A 16216-nucleotide genomic window follows, 5' to 3' on the forward strand; every position below is an offset into this window, starting at 1 on the left:
AAGTCCAGCTCAGCGCCGCTGGGGGACACCAGTGTTTTGGACCGACTTCGCCGCGCGCACCCGCCGGCTGGACCACAGACTCGCGTAGACGTTTGTCTCGGGTACGGCGAGCCGGTTGTCGCTACTCAGCGCCGCGCCTGCAGTGTGGGTCGGCCTTGCGGTCGAGGCGTTGGGAATCTTCGAGAAGCACACGGGAACTCCTTTGCTTTGAAGGAGCCGTTTGCCTGAAATAGAGCTTAAGCCGCGTCTGCGATGTCAGGCTTGGACTGACGATCGGAAGAGACCGTGTTTTGGGTTCAGAACGCACGCCAATCGGCGTGATTCACTGCTGCGGCGCGGAGCCCCACAGCGCAAAGCATTTGCGTTAGCGAGCCTGGCGCGCCGCACCCGCAAGGGCACGTTTTCTATCGCTGCGACTTAAGGCACTGTCCACGCAAAGGGCTCCGAAAATTGGGATAGCGCATTGTTGCAGCGCAGCAGCACCGACGTCAACCGAAAAACCAAAAAGCTTGCGCACTCGCTCAGCTGTGCCGACACCCCTTCGCTGCGTTAGCCTGAGTCAGCCAATGCGCTCGCGGGTTCTTGCTCTGTACTGCACGTGACCAATACCAGTATGGCGGGCAACTCACCACTGGCGGCGGCCCACTGCCTGACCACGATGATCTGCTGGTGACTGTTGAAGGTCGTCTGGGCGTTGAAGCATTTCTCGAAGCCCGCGCTGATTATCATGATCGGGAGTCGGGATCGGCGAAGTTGTCCTTCGCCCTGGGCGCCAGGTTGTCGAAGGTACGCATGAATGTCGAGTTTGACTTGACCGCTTGGACCGGTGCCGGAGGCACTTCGTCATCGTGCTTTTGCTGGCGCGTTTGCAAACGGTGCTTGGCTGCTTGGATGGCCTTCATCCGCTCGTAGCGCGTCGCCTCGTGCTTGCTGGCATTGTTGCGCAACTCGTTACCGTCCCCAGCCATAGGGACCAGTTTGACCCGCCCGAATTCCCCTGCGAGCCTGACGACCGGCACTAACAATGGCAACAGTTCCTCCAGATGCAGGGCGCGAAAGTCGCATGGCGTGCGATGCGTTTAGGAGTTGCTGGCTGCGCTCACCCGAAACGTCACGTCTTCATGCAGCTTGTGGGCGGTCTTGCGCGAGTAGGACACTACCGTGGCATAACCGTAGACATGTACCTTGACCTTCATGGCCAGATGAAACGGCTGAATGCGCGAGCGCCCGCCCTCGTACCGGCGCCACGCTTGGCGCTTACGGGGGCGGCGACACGATCACGGTGGGCGCAGGTGATGCCGATGTCGTAGGCAATACTAACGGCAACGATCCGGGCACCGGCATTTATCCGACCACCAACAGCCATGCCAACGTCAGCGGCTCTGGCAATGGCGTAGATGAAAACGCCATCGACAGCATGGGCATTTATGGCGGGGGCAACAACAGCAACACCGTGGCCGGTGCGCTGCCCATGCTGGGCAATACCGGGGGCAACCTGGACCAGGTTAATGCAACCGGTGATCAGTGGGAAGGCACCACCGCCAAAGGTCAGGGCACCGGCATCTACATCAACAATGGCGCCCAAGCGAATGTTGCGGGCGGCAATGATGGCATCAGCCTGACGGGTACAGGCGACTACTTCGGTCTGCTGGGCGGCGCAGGCTACTCCGTGAGCGACTCAGGCAACAGCATGGACACCTGGGGTTACACAGGCCTTGCCCTGACCGGCGACAGCAACAACCTGGGACTCGGTGGCGTTGGCGACTACCTCGGCGTGGCAGGCAACGGAAACAACGTGTCCATCAACAGTGGCACGGTGAATCTACTGCGCAACGGCTGCGGCCGCCTTCTCGCTCGTTGTTCCGGTGGCAATCTGCTTCCAGAACTGCCGCTCCACCTCACGCCGAAGCGAAGGAGCGCCGGGCGAGCGCATCGTCACGCGTACTGTTAACTTCTGCATCCACACCGCAGGTCTTCCCACAACAGCTCCATGATTGATGGTGTTACGACGACCGATTGATTCCGCCCACTACCGCTGGCCTGAATGGCGGTCGCGCATCGCTGATGCGAAGCTGATTCATTCGATGTCGCGCAAAGGATGCTCACTCGACAACGCGGCTTGTGAAGGCTTCTTCGGCCGACTGAAAACGGAACTGTTCTATCTGCGCAACTGGTAGTCAATGAGCATTGGGAAATTCACACAAACACTGGACTCATACATCCGTTGGTCCAACGAAAAAAGGATCGAGATATCCCTCGCCTCTCTCAGTCCTGTTGAATATCGCAAGAGCATGGGTCCCACGGCATAACCAGTCTAGGAATTCCGCCGCACCCCCAACAGGCAAATTTTCCGCCAACGCCAACACTCCGTCACGGGCTCAACTGCGAACCTGCCGCCTGTTGCCACATCAGCGGTCGCATCTTTAGCGGTTCACGCCATACAAGGAAGCTCGAACAGGGTGGCCAGGTCGCCCCGGGTTCGGCACGCTCGCATCACGCTGCGACGCTGTCAACGCGCACCCTTGTGGTCTTTCTGGCCGGAGTTCTTGTGCCGCCCTTCGGCTTCGGTGGATTCGGCTTTCTCCCGTTGTCGACTGGCATCCACCTGCGGAGAGGGGCGGCGTTGTCCTGGTTTAGGTGGAGGGCCCTTTGCGCGCTGCGAGTTCATGGCGTTCCTTCCGGATGTCGGGGATGCGCCGGACCATTCCGGCACGCCCGGCGTGGAATTTATGCAGTCAGCGTCTTCCGGACTGTGCGCTGGCCCACACTGCAAGGCCAAGCCATGCAACCGCTCGGGCGCTGCCTCCTCACCCATCCACATAGGTGGGCAAGCTCAATGCCAGCGAAGTGCCTCCCCACTGTCCCTTTGCCAGCTGTGCAAAGCCCCCCGAGCTTTCGGCGAAATCGACCACTGCCGTCAGTTCGGGGTTTGTCAACACACAAGTTCCGGCGCCGGGGAAAAAGGGAGAGGTCACTACCGGGCCATAGGCGCTGTTCGTGATCTTTGCAGTCCCGAACACCTCGAGAAGGGTGCCACCGGCCGGCCCAACCGTGGCCTTCAAGACCAGCCGCCCGCCGTGGATGGCAGCCCAGTGCGACGTCTGCGTCAGGCGCTCGAGCACACTTTCGAACCTGCGCCGGTCTACCACCCACGCAAGGCATTTCCGATCCACGAAAACGTCAATGAAGATGCGCGAGTCCATCGAGTGGCGCAGGATGTCGGCCAGTGAACAAATAAAAGGTAGGACTTCCAGGCGGGTGGGTACCAGATGACGCCGTGCGACAGCCTCAGGGTGGCGTGCGACGGGTGCGTTGGCCGGGCTTGGCCGGACCTGACCGAGGTCAGGAAAACCATCTTCACACTCCATTGGGGCTCCTTGGCTGTACGGGAAAGACGTCGATGGCTCCGAGCTCAGTGCGCCGCCTGGTACCCCGCGCACGGCGCTGACTACAGAGCCGATGTGGCATCGCGTGCCAGGAGCTTGCTGGGCCCAAAAAACGCTTCTATGTCGAACCGACTCCTGGGTCTGTGCGCTGCCGCACTAGTGCGAGCGGTATCGACTAAAACAGTCCGGAGCCAAGGCGATCTCTTGTCCGCTTTGAATGGGAAGACGCGATTGACCGTCCAAACGTCATCAAAAGCTAAAGCCTCGGTGAGCTAAGGCGAGGGCGAAGCTTTGCGTTTCTTGCGAATTGTCAAAGCAATCGCCTCACGTTCGTAGCTGGGCCGTCCAAAGTTAAGGCAACGCTTATATGGGCGCCTCCCGGATTGCAAGAACTCGTATGTGTGAAGATTCAGGAGGCAGGGCTGCAGTCTTATTTCCGGCCTGTTGTGCAAGCCGACATGCCTGCTGGCCCTGATGGTTTTCGCTGACGGGGTTCCCATCTGAACATCGAGCTTGGTGCTCTTGTTCCCTATCGGAGTGTCCCCGTCCCGGTCCGACCTGTCTGTCCCATCACACGCGTGGTCGCTTGCTCTCCTTCAAACTGGTTGGTTGGTTGTCAGTGCGCGCCTTGCCACGCCTCGGGGCGCCAGGCCTGGCCGCGTGCCAGCACCGCCCAGATCGTTCGCGCCAGCTTGTTCGCCACCGCAGCGACAGCCACGCTGTACGGCCGGCGCTGCAACAGCGCGGTCAGCCATGGCCATGTCGGGCCAACCTTGAATCGGATCACCACGGCTCGAGCACCGTGCATCAGCAACGTTCTGAGGTAAGCATCGCCGCGCTTGCTGATGCCCAGCTGCCGGACCCGTCCACCGGTGCCGGTCTGGCGAGGGACCAGTCCGATCCATGCAGCAAACTCCCGAGCGTCTTTGAACGATGTCGGCGTGCCCATGCTGGCGACGACCGCCGTCGCCGTAAGAAGGCCAACACCGGGGATTTCGGCGACAGCTTTGCAGGCCGGTATCTCCCGCATCGGCTGCGAGAGCCGGCGCTCGACGAGGCCGATGTCGGCCTGCAGTTGCTGGACTCGCCTGAGTTGCTCGTCCAGGCTGTCCATGAGCATCGCTGGCAGCCGGGCCTTCGCGTCGCACATGGCGTCGCACATGGCGTCGGGCAACGCCCTGAGCAACGCAGCATGACCTTCCGGCAGCACGATGCCGAATTCGTAGAGCAGCCCTCGGAGTTCGTTGGTTTGCATGATGCGGGTCTTCATGAGCTGCGCGCGCAAGCGGTGCAGCGACAGCACGATCTGCTGGGCCTCGGTCTTGACGGGAACGAAGCGCATGCCGGGCTGCTGGCACGCCGTCCAGATCGCTTGCGCGTCGGCAGCATCGGTCTTGTTGCGCTGCACGAACGGCCGCACCTTCCTGGGTGAGATGAGTCGCACCTCGTGGCCCAATCCAATCAGAGCCCGGCCCCAGTCGTGAGCACCGCCACAGGCTTCCATGACAACCAGAGCCGCAGTGCGGTTGGCAAACCACTCCAGCATCCTGGCGCGCTTCAACTGCAATCGCTCGATGCAGCCGGTGTCCAGCTCGACCCAGTGCAGCTGAAACACCTTCTTGGCAATGTCGACGGCAATGACGGTACGTTCCATGATGGTCTCCATTTGGATGTTGACGGTGGGATCGTCAATCTGGCACTTCCCGCGGCGCAGTGCAAGCAGTGCGGTAGGAGGGAGGCGCCCATACCATCTGAACAAGCCAGCGATTTCGACGGCACTCTCCACATTGGCGCTTTATTCGACTGCCCGGCACATCGGATCGCACTCATCTGAAGCGAATCGCCGCTTGTGGCACCACAGCAGCGCCTGCTGTGCTCCCCGCAGGCGCACTCATCCCATGAGATGCCTGCGTGCCAGATAGATGTTCGCCAACCCTTTGACCAAGAACGCGCGCGTTGCATTCTTGGTCAAGCCCCGGTAGCGCACTTTGCTGAATTTCCAAAGCCGCTTCACAACCGCGGACACATGCTCCACGCGTGAGCACACCTTGGACTTCAACGGGCGCAACGTCCGGCTGGTAGGTCAACGCCCGAAAGGCACAACTTGCAAGAAACCTAAAAAGCCATCGCTTGAGTTGATAAGTTGGTCCGCATCCTCCGACGCTTCAACGCAAACCGACTACACCATTTTCAATGGAAGGCGCATAACGGTCTGGTTGTTGTTTTCTCATATTAATGTCGCCCGCAAAGCTACAACGTGTGCCGGACTTCTGGCGCTCGTCCACAACTTGATTTCGATCAAAGTTTGTCAACACTGTTCGAGCAAACTCCCTTTAATCGTCATTCTGCAAAGCCAATCAATGAATTTCAACAGATACAACATCAACGCTTTGGATCGAACACTACGCATCGGCACTGGCTTGCTGTTGATTGCACTTGCCTCAACCGATATCATTGGTGCATGGGGATATATTGGACTTCTGCCTCTCCTGACGGGAGTGGTTGGTGTGTGTCCAGGCTACGGCGTTTTCGGCTTCAGCACTTGCTCTCGCAAGCGCTAGTCCACTGAATCCTTGGAATCGGCTGTGCATGCTCTATTTGTAGCGCATGCACCGAGTGGAGCTGACCAAGCAAGAGCGCGAAGAACTTGAGGCTGTTGTCCGCAAGCGGCACGGGAGTGCAGCACTTGCGCGCAGTGCGCGTTGCGTGCTGCTGCGGATCGACGGAGAACGACGCGTGGACATCCCATCAGGCTGGCCTGCAACGATGCTGCGCTTACCGGCTGTGGCACGCTTGGCCGTCTGGTGTGTGTCGCGTGTCTTCCAGATCGTCGTCGAAGTCACCGGAATTCGAATGCAAATTCTCCAACATATGCGGGACTCGGCGCTTGCCTGATAGCAGCGCGTTCACCGCGAGTTGCAGTTCATCACTGGCAGAGCAAATTGCGTTTGATCTGCGTCAAGCGTTGCCTTGATGCGGATCAAGCTGGCTGGGCCATAAGGTTCTTAGCGTCGCCCTTGCTCTTCACCATTCAACCCTTCAAGGACACGACCATGAGCCACTCCGCAACCTCCACGACATCCGCCGCAACCGATCCGCTGATCACCGTCTATGAGCAGCACAGCGCTGCAGAGTCGGCGATCAAGGCACTGAGCAAAGCCGGTTTCGATATAAAAAAGCTTTCTATCGTCGGCAAGGGGTATCACACCGAAGAACACGCCGTGGGTTTCTACACCACAGGCGACCGCATCAAGACGTGGGGCGGAATCGGCAGCTTTTGGGGTGCGATATGGGGAACGCTCTCGGCGCCGGCGGTTTTTATGCTGCCGCCACTCGGTCTAGTCGCCGTTGCCGGGCCCTTCGTGGTCACGCTGCTCGCTGCACTCGAAGGTGCAGTGCTCGGTGGCGGATTTTCAGCGCTCGGCGCAGCGTTGTACGGAATGGGAACGTCGAAAGACCGGGCGATCAAGTACGAAGCCGACGTCAAGGCGGATCGCTTTCTCGTCATGGTGCACGGCACCGAGCCCGACATCGCCAGGGCGAAATCTGTGCTGACGACACTGGCGGAATCCATGCCAAAAGCCGGCGCACTGGCCCCCGCGCTCGCGTGAAGCACGCCCGCCGCATCCTCAAGGTCGAAAACAAGGACACACCCAGGAAACCGACTCTAGGACTTCCGAGACTCATCGCCATTGCTGCCGCCGCAGCCATCGTCATGTTGTTCAGCGCGCCCGCGATCGCCGCAGAGACAGAAGCACCGGGCTAAATGAGCGTGCCACCCGGCGTGGCAGCCAACGCCAAAGACGCGGCGTTCAAGGCGGCGCACCAAGTGAAGAGCGCCGCACCAGAGGCATCCGAAGCGGCGCGACTTGCCGCAAAACAGGCCCAGGCAACCGCAGGCAAGGCGTCGAATTCATAGCTGTTGGCATCCGCCGCGCGGCGCAAAAGGCAGCCGAGGCTGCTAATCGCCTTGACACCAAAGCATCGGCCGCTTCAGGTAAATCGCTGGACGATACACGGGATGCCGCGCGCGCCACGGAGGCGGAAAGCAAAAAGGCCGCGGCCGCGACCAAGGAAGCGCTTGCCAGAACCGAAGAATCGCTGCAGCGCGCTACGCAGGACAGCAAGGAAGAAGCATGGGAGGCCGCGCGAGCCACGCGTCATGCGCTAGTGACGGCCGCCTCGGCAACGCGCGCCGCTGCACGCTCGGCCAAGGAAGCCGTCGAACGGACAGTTGCCGCGGCGCGCCGCAAGACCTAAGCAAACTCTGCGGGGCCGAATGAAACTTCGCGGATCGGCTCAAACCTCAAGCCGGCCATCCACCACCTGGATAGTCCGGTCGCATCGCTCGGCCAACCCGGGGTTGTGCGTCACGAAGAGAATTGCCATTCTGTGCTCTTGGTTGGCCTTGCGCAGCAGGTCGAACACGACGTCGGCCGACTTGGTGTCGAGGTTGCCGGTCGGCTCGTCGGCGAGCAGCAACGCCGTGTCCATCGTAAGGGAGCGTGCCAGCGCCACGCGCTGCTGCTGACCGCCACTCAGTTGCGTGACCATGCTGTCGCGCCACTTAGTCAGATCGACGCTCTCCAACAAGGCCGCCGCGCGCTGCGCCATGCCCTCATTGAAAAAGCCCGCGGCGCCGAGCATCGGCATCATCACGTTCTCCATTGCAGTTAAACCGCTCAAAAGGTTGTGATTCTGAAAGACGAAACCGATGTTGTGTCCGCGCAGCTGCGTCAACGCATGCTCGTCGAGCGTGCTGGTTTCGGCGCCGCTGATGGACAGTGAGCCGCTCGTCGGCCGGTCGAGCAGCCCGACGATATTCAGCAGCGTGCTCTTGCCTGAGCCCGATGGTCCGACCACTGCGCAGAACTCGCCCTTCGATACCGTGAGGTCGATGCCGTGCAGCACCTCGCATTCGTTGGGCAGGCCAGCATTGAAGACCTTGTGCACGTCGTGCAGCCTGACCACTGGCTCAGCCACGGATCGCCACCACGGGGTCGAGTCGTGCCGCGCGCAGCGCGGGCGCGAATGCCGCCAACAACCCCGTTATCGTGGCCAGCAACAGCGAGGTCAAGAACAGCTTCGGCTCGATCGGCAGCGGAAAGAGCGGCGTGCCAGCCGGGTTGAGCGCGTAGCGTTGCCATAGTAGAAGCGCGCCGAGGCCGATGCCTGAACCGAAGGCAGATCCGAGCAGTCCCAGCAACCCACCCTGTAACAGGAAAATCCACAGGACCTGTCCGCGAGAGATGCCCATGGCGCGGAGGATGCCGATCTCACGCGACTTCTGAACCACCGATGTTGCTGCCGGTCGAGGATTGACCCGAGTGCCGGAATTTCGTTGATCCATGGGCCGGCATGGGAAATCATTGCCAGCATTGAGTTCCGGAGGTGACTGTATGGGTCAGCCTAATCTCGGCATCTGGGTCAGATATGACCTGGCGCCAACAATCATGGCTTCAGATCATGCAAAGAGTGGGCCTGTTTTGCGGACCTTCGCTAGTAATAAGCAAAGTTCCCGAGCAAAATGGTTAACGCAATCGGCTCGACCGATGCGAGGGCGGCTATACCCGCTCGTGCCGTCGTGGCAACGGTTTGCACAAGACCGAGAGTCGCTACGCGCCTAGACGTGCCGGTCGGGTCGATGGCTATCCCGAGCCAAAGCTGTTTGCGTCCCGCATTGGCTGCGCACTCACGCCTACACGGCGCAGGCCCGGCGAGTTCACGATCCAATTCCACCATCAGGCGCCAGCAATGGACCCCGCTTGGATTCCAACTGCTTCACAAGGACCATGGATGAACACGACCACCCCAGACAAGACAAACACGGCTACGCATCAAATGGAGGGTAAATGCCCGTTCGGCGGAGACCGCATGGGCGGCGCGTTCGGCACGCCTCCGACCCTCGAGGACTGGTATCCGGACCGTCTGCGGGTTGAACTCCTGCATCAAAACGGTCTTGCGGCGGATCCGCTCGGCCCGGATTTCGACTACGCCGCCGAATTCGCGAAGCTCGACTTTGAGGCGGTGAAGAAAGACATCAAGCAGTTCCTGATCACCTCGGTTGACTGGTGGCCGTCCGACTATCACAACTACGGTCCGCAGATGGTTCGCATGGCTTGGCACGCGTCCGGCACCTACCGGATTGCCGACGGCCGAGGCGGCGCCGGTACGGCCATGCAGCGCTTTGCCCCCATCAGCAGCTGGTGGGACAACGGAAACACCGACAAGTCCCGGCGCCTCCTCCAGCCAATCAAGCACAAGTACGGCAACGGATTGTCTTGGGGCGACCTCATGATCCTGACCGGCAATTGCGCACTGGAGATCATGGGGTTCCCGACCTACGGTTTCGGTGGCGGGCGACTCGACGCCTGGGAGGCCGACAACGCAACGTATTGGGGCCCTGAAATCTGGGACCCGAAGAACGTCAATGGCTTCGACAGCATGGTCACGCGAGACAAGCGCTGGCGAGGCAAGAACGGCGATCCCGACTACGACCTAGAGAATCCGCTGGCCGCAACGCACCAGGCGCTGATCTATGTGAATCCGGAAGGGCCATACGCCAATGGCGATCCCATGGGGTCGGCTCGCGACATCCGCATCTCGTTCACCCGAATGGCAATGAACGACGAGGAGACCGTGGCGCTGATCGCGGGCGGCCACGCCTTCGGTAAGAGCCACGGCATGGTGTCGCCGAAAGACGTAGGCCCGCCTCCCGAAATCGCGCCCATGGAGGCCATGGGTCTGGGATGGGCCAATCCGAAAGGCCCGGGCTTTGCGCAATACACGATGACGAACGGGATCGAAGGCAGCTGGACGCCCAACCCCACGCAGTGGGACAACAGCTACCTCGAGAACCTGTTCAAGTTTGAATGGAAGCAGGTCAAGAGTCCCGCCGGTGCGCTGCAGTGGACGCCGACGGACCCGAACGCGCCCAAGACACCCGATGCGCACGTCGACGGTCAGATGAACGATCTGATGATGATGACCAGCGACATCGCGCTCAAGGTTGATCCGGAGTTCCGCAAGGTCTGCGAGAAGTTCCTAGCGGACTTCGACGCCTTCACCCAGGCGTTCTCGAAGGCTTGGTACAAACTGACCCACCGCGACATGGGGCCTCGGCATCGCTACCTCGGCCCGGAGGTGAGGATCGAGGACGGTCTGCTGTGGCAAGACCCCCTGCCTGAGCGCGACCACGAGCTGGTCGGCGAGACGGACATCGTTGGATTGAAGCAGGCCATTCTCGCCACGGGTCTGTCGGTGTCCGATCTCGTGTTCACCGCTTTCTCTGCGGCCGCGACGTATCGCGACAGTGACAAGCGTGGCGGTGCAAACGGCGGACGACTAGCGCTGGCGCCTCAGAAGGACTGGGTGGTCAACAGCCGCGCCGCTCCGGTCGTCGAGAAGCTGCGCGTCACCATGGCGGACTTCAACGGCAAGAAGGGCACTGGCAAGAAGATTTCACTGGCAGACATGATCGTTCTGGGAGGCTGCGCGGCTGTCGAACGTGCGGCTCATGAGTCGGGCATCGACGCCACGGTTCCGTTCACGCCGGGCCGGGTCGACACCACCCAACAGCTCACCGATGTGGAGATGTTCGAATGGTTAAAGCCGGTCGTGGATGGCTTTCGCAACTACACCGACGAGCGCTTCGGGCAGATCTCGCAAGGTGTGGCGCCGGAAGAGTTATTTCTCGACAAGGCCAATCTGATGAAGCTGTCCGCTCCGGAATGGACAGTGCTCACGGGAGGATTGCGGGTGCTCAATGCGAACCACGATGGATCGGACGTTGGCATCTTTACGACCAAGGTCGGCGTGCTGACGAACGACTTCTTTGTCCACCTCACCGACACCGATCTGGTCTGGGATAAGGCCCATGCGGACGGCTTGAGCTTCGTGCTCAAGGATCGCGCATCGGGCGCCCCGAGGTTCAGGGCCTCACGCAACGACCTGGTCTTCGGTTCCAACGCGCAGTTGCGTGCGATCTGCGATGTCTATGCCGGCAGCGATGGGCACCCACGTTTCGTGAAAGACTTCATCAAGGTGTGGGACAAGGTGATGATGCTGGACCGCTACGACGTCAAGGGACACCGGCGCACGGCGTCGATGGCTTCCTGACAGCCGTCGGCCGCGGTTTTTCACGTTACATGCCGGTCTCGTGCTTCCCTCCTACGAAGGCGCTGAAGGTGGCAATCGCAACTTCTACCGCACCCATCCGGGTCAACGCTGCAGCCAAGGGGAAAATGGTGGGCCGACGCTAGAGTTTCCGGGAGCGCCGAGCGGTTCGCACTGAAGCGTATTTCCGGAGAGGGTGGAAAGCGAACTAAAGCGGCTTCGTTCTGGCATCAGATCGAATGGCTGGGCATAGCCGTTTACTGGGTGCGGGACTCACTGGCACCTCAACCTGAACTGGCGGTCACGCGCTGGCTTTCGCCTGTCGCACTGCCGATCTTGTCGCCACGCGGTGAGCGGTGGCGAAGCCTCCGTCTCGTAGGCCGCTCACGGCAGCGTCGAACTAACTGGCCGCATTCGGCGCTGGCCTTGTCCACTTTCTGCGCGACCGCACCTCGTGCGCCGTGAGCTGCGTGATGATCCCGTTGCCCGAGGGGCACTTGGCGCACTTCATCAATGAGGCTAGCGTCGGACTTGCGTATGGCGCGTTCCATGCGCGCTACGCTGAGGTCGACCCGCGCAATTAGCCATTACATCCGGCCTTGATGGTCAAGGTACCGGTGTGCGGCTATGTAACGGGCGTGCTCAGCTCGCGCAAGATCGCCCGCAAGCTGCACGAGGACGTGGCGTTCCGGGTACCGACCGCGCGCGCAAGAAGAAGTCGATCGTCTGGCAGGCCTTGTCGACCGCGCGCCTGCGCCAGCGAAGCATCAGCGACAGAACCGGCAAACCCGTCCGACAAGACACCGTCGTGCGGCCGAACACAACGCCACGCTCGGCCTTTATCTCTTCAAGGTTGCGCAGGCTCAGCGGGTAGGCCGCATACCAGCGAACGCACACCAGCATCACATCGATCGCGTAGTACAGTCGCTTGAGCACCAAACCCATCGCGTCGTTCATCGTCTTCGTTAAGGTCTGCGTCATTCGCCCACCTCAACCGACTCGACTCACTGCAACCGAACCCGAAAAGCAATGCGATCACTGCCCTTGAATGGTCTAAATGGTGACGTCGAGCAGTCTTGCGGACGCATTGCGATGCAATGCCATCCACTCGCGCTGCGCCATCCATAGTTCAGCGTCTCCTTAGACACGCTCTGCATCCCAACTGTCGGAAAAAGTATGAGATTGTTCAACAGCCAAGTAAAGTTTGGTATCAAACTTTGCATTGAGGATAGGCGAAAAATTGAATCCGACACTGCTCCATTCGTTGATGCGCTGCTACTCACTCACTTATGCGTCGACAGATGTATGGTCCTTCTTTAACCGCAACAAGCACCCAATGAATGCTCATCCAACAGATGTTTCACCCCAAGTGTCCGTGGCGTGGCGCTACAGCGGTATTGCGGCCGCCTTGCATTGGCTGCTCGCGCTACTCCTCCCAACGATGGCCGCTCTTGGCTGGTACATGATGTCGATCGAAGAGCAAACCGGCAGTATTTGGTATTTCGAGTTGCACAAGTCGATTGGTATCGTGGTGGCGCTGCTGGTGACCGCACGCATTGCATGGCGTATCAACCATCGTCCGAAGCCCTTGCCGCCAACTGTGCCGCTATGGCAGGCCAGGCTGTCCAAAGTGACTCAGGCGATGCTTTATTTGCTTATGGTGCTTATGCCGATTACGGGCTATCTGGGTGCGTCATACTCTAAAACGGGTGTGAAATTGTTTGGCAAGGACACACCGCGTTGGACGCTGCCCGATCACGACTTGTCTGAGCAATTCCTTGGAGTCCATGCGGTACTAATTTGGGTGCTGATCGTGCTGATCGGACTACATGTGCTGGGTGCTCTTAATCACGAACTCATTCGCAAAGATGGCGTATTTCAGCGCATGACCTTGAAACGACAGCGTTGATCCGATTGTGTTGGTTCTGTCGCGATAGCAGAGAGAGGTCTAAAAAATCTTTGTGTTGGTCGGCCTCAAAAAGCCAAAGAGTAGAACTTGTCAGCAGCCGACGAAGCTCTGTTTTTGAGCGAATCGCGCTGCCCCTTCTTGATCATGTGCATGGTTTCGATGCCGGCGATGAGGGCGCGAGCGGAGCGAAAAGGCTTGAACCCCAGCATGGGTCGCACAACGAGTTTAAATACCTGGTGGTCTTGCTCGATGAGGTTGTTGGGATACTTCGGCTCACGCATCTCGATGTGCGCACCGCTGTCGGCGCACATGCCGACGATCGCTGCCGTGTTGGCACTGCTCTTGTCGATCTTGATCTTCCCGGGCACGCCGTGCAGGTCAATAGCACGTTCGAAGAAGTGCCTTGCAGCAGCAAGGTCGCAGTGTGTGCGCAGCAGGAAGTCGATCGTGTGGCCGGCGCGGTCCACCGCCCGATACAGGTACTTCCACTCTCCGTTAACTTTTATATAGGTCTCGTCCATTCGCCAGCTCGTACCCGACAGGCCGCTTAACAGGATGCGGAAATACTCTCCTGCAAAACGCGTCATTCTCATCGGCGAAGACTCGATTTTCAAATAGTGCGGTAAGCAGCGATCTCGGGAGCTGTTTACGCCGATTTGAGTGTGTTTTGCGATCCTCTGATTGCCTCAGAGCCCCTGGGGTCGGACTTGTCCTAAGGAACGCATGGCGTCAGGTTGTAGGCCGTCGTCGTCAGCACGAACAGATGGTCCACGCGCTTGAGTCCACGCACCATCACCTGACCAATTCCGCCCACCGTCTTGGCCCAGCCAAAGCCCTGCTCGATGAGCTTGCGCTTGCGCTGCGACAGCGCATAACCCTCGCTCGCAGCGATGGAATGGGGCACTGCTGAGCGCCGCCCGGAAGTGTTCTGTGCCACGTGGGGGATCACGCCCATGTCCTGGCATGCCTGGACGAACTCCTGCGCGTCGTAGCCCTTGTCCGCACCGAGCGTGACCTCGACATCTGGACTCGCGGTAGCCTGACGGGCATCCCTGATCATGAACTTGGCCGCTTTGCGTTCGGCAAAGCCGTCGGCTTGTGTGACCATCGCATTGGCGATCAGGCCGTGGCGGTTGTCCGAGAGCGTGTGGCCCATGTAGCGCATCTGGCTGGCGGTCTTGCCCTTGCGGTACAGCCGCGCATCGCCATCGGTGCGCGATGCGTGGGTGTCGTTGCTGCGCGTCTGGCCTTTGAAGCTGGTGCTGTCCGTGTTGTTGTCATCAGCATCATCGTCACCGCTATTCTTGCGCACGAAGCTGCGGTGGCTGGCCCACGCTTGAATGAGGGTTCCGTCGACGCTGAAGTGTTGGCCCGACAGCCAGCCTTTGCGACCGATAGTTTCAACTATGGGGTTGAACAGCTCGATGATCGCGTCGTGCGCAATGAGCCGCTTGCGGTTCTTCGTAAAGACGCTGGGAACCCAGACCGCATCGTCCATGGCCAGGCCGACGAACCAGCGATACAAGAGGTTGTATTGGGTCTGCTCCATGAGCTGGCGCTCCGAGCGAATGCTGAAGAAGATCTGCAGAAGCATCGCGCGCAGCAGCTTCTCCGGCGCGATGCTGGGGCGCCCACCCTTGATGTCAGCCTCGTACATGCCGGCGAACAAGTCATCCATCTTGATCAGCGCTTCGTTGACCATCGCGCGGATCGGGTGCAGCGAATGGTCTGCCGCAACGAAGTCCTCGAGCTTGCGCATGGTGAACAGACTCTCGGTGAAGGTGTCGGCGCCGCGCATGGTCTGGGGTCTGTGCTGGAGTGAGGAAACGATCACTGATCAACGTTCGAGGAACAGCGGATGTCGACAGCGGTCGGGGAGTATTTCAGCAGCCTGCTAGGCTGCTGTCGAAAAAGAGAGCATTTCGTGTGGGCGCCTGGGCGCGCGCAGTCCTCTTGGCTATCGTCGAAGCTTGGGGCTTATGGCATAAAACCGTCCAGATTTTTAGCCGCATCCCCGGTGGGTCAATTTTCGGTCGGCGTCGACACCGCGAGGCCAGCGCCTGGCGATCAGTGCCGCCTCGCAAAGCTCCTCGGTCCCGTACAAGCTGAGAAACTCCCGCATCGACAGCCCAGGCTGGAACTGAACTCGGTTCATCGGCATAGCGCATCTCCTTGGTGGATGCGGCCATCATCAGGCCTTACTGGCTCACAGCGTGAGCCTGCTGAACTTCGTCGCTAATCAGGCGGCCCGATGACACGGGCGGTGACCGCGTTCTGTGCGCTGTCGCAAGCACGAGGGGCTCAAGCGAAAGCCACAACGCTTTACGTTTGCCGTGAACCGCTTTGTGTCCCAGCGAACAGACCCAGGCGGTTCGGTCGCGCAGGCTGCGTCATCCCAACCTTGCACGTCGCAATCCCGTATTGCGACCTGCTGGCTCCACCACTTCAGGAATCCGCCCGATGCTGTTCGACAAGTTCTCTGCACGCTCCCTGCAACTCAGCAATCGCATGGTGATGGCGCCGATGACTCGCAACCGGGCGACGCCCGCGCACACGCCAAATGCATTGATGGCCACCTACTATGGCCAGCGAGCCACTGCCGGTCTGATCATCTCCGAAGGCACGTCGCCCAGCCCCAATGGTCTGGGCTACCCGCGCATTCCAGGGTTGTATGACGCGGCACAGGTGAAGGCCTGGAAGGCGACGACAGCCGCCGTGCACGAGCGCGGTGTCGTCGCCCGCGACTGCGTCCTCGGGCATCTCCGTGGCCGGCATCGGCATGGCGGTCGCGGTGCTCGCGAGCTTC

The 16216-nt window shown here is 60.2% G+C and carries 12 protein-coding genes and 8 pseudogenes; 10 read left to right on the top strand and 10 right to left on the bottom strand.

The window, feature by feature from the left end:
• Positions 1-725: 725 nt before the first annotated feature.
• Complete coding sequence (locus tag QN397_RS17435; RefSeq protein WP_323501523.1) at positions 726-968, bottom strand: hypothetical protein; 243 nt, start codon at positions 966-968, stop codon at positions 726-728.
• A 314-nt stretch (positions 969-1282) separates the two neighbouring features.
• On the opposite strand from QN397_RS17435, the gene QN397_RS17440 reads away from it, so the two are divergent.
• Together QN397_RS17440 and QN397_RS17445 are read left to right on the top strand one after the other, a co-directional pair.
• The gene (locus QN397_RS17440; protein WP_323501537.1) at positions 1283-1951 is read left to right on the top strand and encodes a hypothetical protein; all 669 of its coding nucleotides are present in this window, start codon (positions 1283-1285) and stop codon (positions 1949-1951) included.
• A 73-nt stretch (positions 1952-2024) separates the two neighbouring features.
• Positions 2025-2309 (top strand): annotated as a pseudogene (locus QN397_RS17445) (IS3 family transposase); the annotation flags it as partial.
• 498 nt (positions 2310-2807) lie between these two features.
• Here the strand turns inward: QN397_RS17445 and QN397_RS17450 are convergent.
• The 3 genes and pseudogenes from QN397_RS17450 to QN397_RS17460 all read right to left on the bottom strand — a co-directional run.
• Positions 2808-3368, bottom strand: coding sequence for a hypothetical protein (locus tag QN397_RS17450; RefSeq protein WP_323501524.1), 561 nt, complete (start codon positions 3366-3368; stop codon positions 2808-2810).
• A 634-nt stretch (positions 3369-4002) separates the two neighbouring features.
• A complete protein-coding gene (locus QN397_RS17455; RefSeq protein WP_323501525.1) occupies positions 4003-5040 on the bottom strand; it encodes an IS110 family transposase in 1038 nt (345 codons plus the stop codon).
• Between the two features lie 237 nt (positions 5041-5277).
• Positions 5278-5442, bottom strand: a pseudogene (locus QN397_RS17460) (IS5/IS1182 family transposase); the annotation flags it as partial.
• A 304-nt stretch (positions 5443-5746) separates the two neighbouring features.
• Between QN397_RS17460 and QN397_RS17465 the strand changes: the two are divergent.
• The 4 genes from QN397_RS17465 to QN397_RS17480 all read left to right on the top strand — a co-directional run bounded on the left by QN397_RS17465 (position 5747) and on the right by QN397_RS17480 (position 7305).
• The gene (locus tag QN397_RS17465) at positions 5747-5947 is read left to right on the top strand and encodes a DUF2892 domain-containing protein (RefSeq protein ID WP_323501536.1); all 201 of its coding nucleotides are present in this window, start codon (positions 5747-5749) and stop codon (positions 5945-5947) included.
• Between the two features lie 55 nt (positions 5948-6002).
• On the top strand, positions 6003-6281 hold the full coding sequence (locus QN397_RS17470) for a hypothetical protein (protein ID WP_323501526.1): 279 nt from the start codon (positions 6003-6005) through the stop codon (positions 6279-6281).
• Positions 6282-6439: 158 nt separating this feature from the next.
• Complete coding sequence (locus QN397_RS17475) at positions 6440-6997, top strand: general stress protein (protein WP_323501527.1); 558 nt, start codon at positions 6440-6442, stop codon at positions 6995-6997.
• 155 nt (positions 6998-7152) lie between these two features.
• Positions 7153-7305: a hypothetical protein gene (locus QN397_RS17480; protein WP_323501528.1), complete on the top strand. Its 153-nt coding sequence runs from the start codon at positions 7153-7155 to the stop codon at positions 7303-7305.
• Positions 7306-7685: 380 nt separating this feature from the next.
• On the opposite strand, the gene QN397_RS17485 is transcribed toward QN397_RS17480, so the two are convergent.
• Positions 7686-8369, bottom strand: coding sequence for an ABC transporter ATP-binding protein (locus tag QN397_RS17485; protein WP_323501529.1), 684 nt, complete (start codon positions 8367-8369; stop codon positions 7686-7688).
• Positions 8362-8736, bottom strand: coding sequence for an FtsX-like permease family protein (locus QN397_RS17490; protein ID WP_323501530.1), 375 nt, complete (start codon positions 8734-8736; stop codon positions 8362-8364). The genes QN397_RS17485 and QN397_RS17490 overlap by 8 nt, the downstream gene beginning before the upstream one ends.
• A 491-nt stretch (positions 8737-9227) precedes the next feature.
• On the opposite strand from QN397_RS17490, the gene katG reads away from it, so the two are divergent.
• Both katG and QN397_RS17500 read left to right on the top strand, forming a co-directional pair.
• On the top strand, positions 9228-11504 hold the full coding sequence (gene katG / locus QN397_RS17495; protein ID WP_416352340.1) for a catalase/peroxidase HPI: 2277 nt from the start codon (positions 9228-9230) through the stop codon (positions 11502-11504).
• 479 nt (positions 11505-11983) lie between these two features.
• Positions 11984-12205, top strand: a pseudogene (locus tag QN397_RS17500) (transposase); the annotation flags it as partial.
• Positions 12206-12326: 121 nt separating this feature from the next.
• On the opposite strand, the pseudogene QN397_RS17505 reads toward QN397_RS17500, so the two are convergent.
• Positions 12327-12482: pseudogene (locus QN397_RS17505) on the bottom strand (IS6 family transposase); the annotation flags it as partial.
• Positions 12483-12741: 259 nt separating this feature from the next.
• Between QN397_RS17505 and QN397_RS17510 the strand changes: the two are divergent.
• Positions 12742-13410 carry a cytochrome b gene (locus QN397_RS17510; RefSeq protein WP_323501532.1) on the top strand — a complete coding sequence of 223 codons (669 nt, stop codon included), beginning with the start codon at positions 12742-12744 and terminating at the stop codon, positions 13408-13410.
• A gap of 65 nt (positions 13411-13475) precedes the next feature.
• Here the strand turns inward: QN397_RS17510 and QN397_RS17515 are convergent.
• The 3 pseudogenes from QN397_RS17515 to QN397_RS17525 all read right to left on the bottom strand — a co-directional run.
• A pseudogene (locus tag QN397_RS17515) lies at positions 13476-13946 on the bottom strand (IS6 family transposase); the annotation flags it as partial.
• A 150-nt stretch (positions 13947-14096) separates the two neighbouring features.
• Positions 14097-15208: pseudogene (locus QN397_RS17520) on the bottom strand (IS5 family transposase).
• Positions 15209-15454: 246 nt separating this feature from the next.
• A pseudogene (locus tag QN397_RS17525) lies at positions 15455-15571 on the bottom strand (IS1595 family transposase); the annotation flags it as partial.
• Positions 15572-15870: 299 nt separating this feature from the next.
• On the opposite strand from QN397_RS17525, the pseudogene QN397_RS17530 reads away from it, so the two are divergent.
• A pseudogene (locus QN397_RS17530) lies at positions 15871-16216 on the top strand (hypothetical protein); the annotation flags it as partial.

Source organism: Variovorax sp. RTB1 (assembly GCF_035018765.1).
Classification (GTDB): Bacteria; Pseudomonadota; Gammaproteobacteria; order Burkholderiales; family Burkholderiaceae_C; genus Variovorax.

What these genes read in the sequence shown, in the direction of transcription:
- QN397_RS17435 (WP_323501523.1), bottom strand. Translation starts at nt 968, where the DNA reads ATGGCTGGGGACGGTAACGAGTTGCGCAACAATGCCAGCAAGCACGAG.
- QN397_RS17450 (WP_323501524.1), bottom strand. Translation starts at nt 3,368, where the DNA reads ATGGAGTGTGAAGATGGTTTTCCTGACCTCGGTCAGGTCCGGCCAAGC.
- QN397_RS17455 (WP_323501525.1), bottom strand. Translation starts at nt 5,040, where the DNA reads ATGGAACGTACCGTCATTGCCGTCGACATTGCCAAGAAGGTGTTTCAG.
- QN397_RS17465 (WP_323501536.1), top strand. Translation starts at nt 5,747, where the DNA reads ATGAATTTCAACAGATACAACATCAACGCTTTGGATCGAACACTACGC.
- QN397_RS17475 (WP_323501527.1), top strand. Translation starts at nt 6,440, where the DNA reads ATGAGCCACTCCGCAACCTCCACGACATCCGCCGCAACCGATCCGCTG.
- QN397_RS17480 (WP_323501528.1), top strand. Translation starts at nt 7,153, where the DNA reads ATGAGCGTGCCACCCGGCGTGGCAGCCAACGCCAAAGACGCGGCGTTC.
- QN397_RS17490 (WP_323501530.1), bottom strand. Translation starts at nt 8,736, where the DNA reads ATGGATCAACGAAATTCCGGCACTCGGGTCAATCCTCGACCGGCAGCA.
- katG (WP_416352340.1), top strand. Translation starts at nt 9,228, where the DNA reads ATGGAGGGTAAATGCCCGTTCGGCGGAGACCGCATGGGCGGCGCGTTC.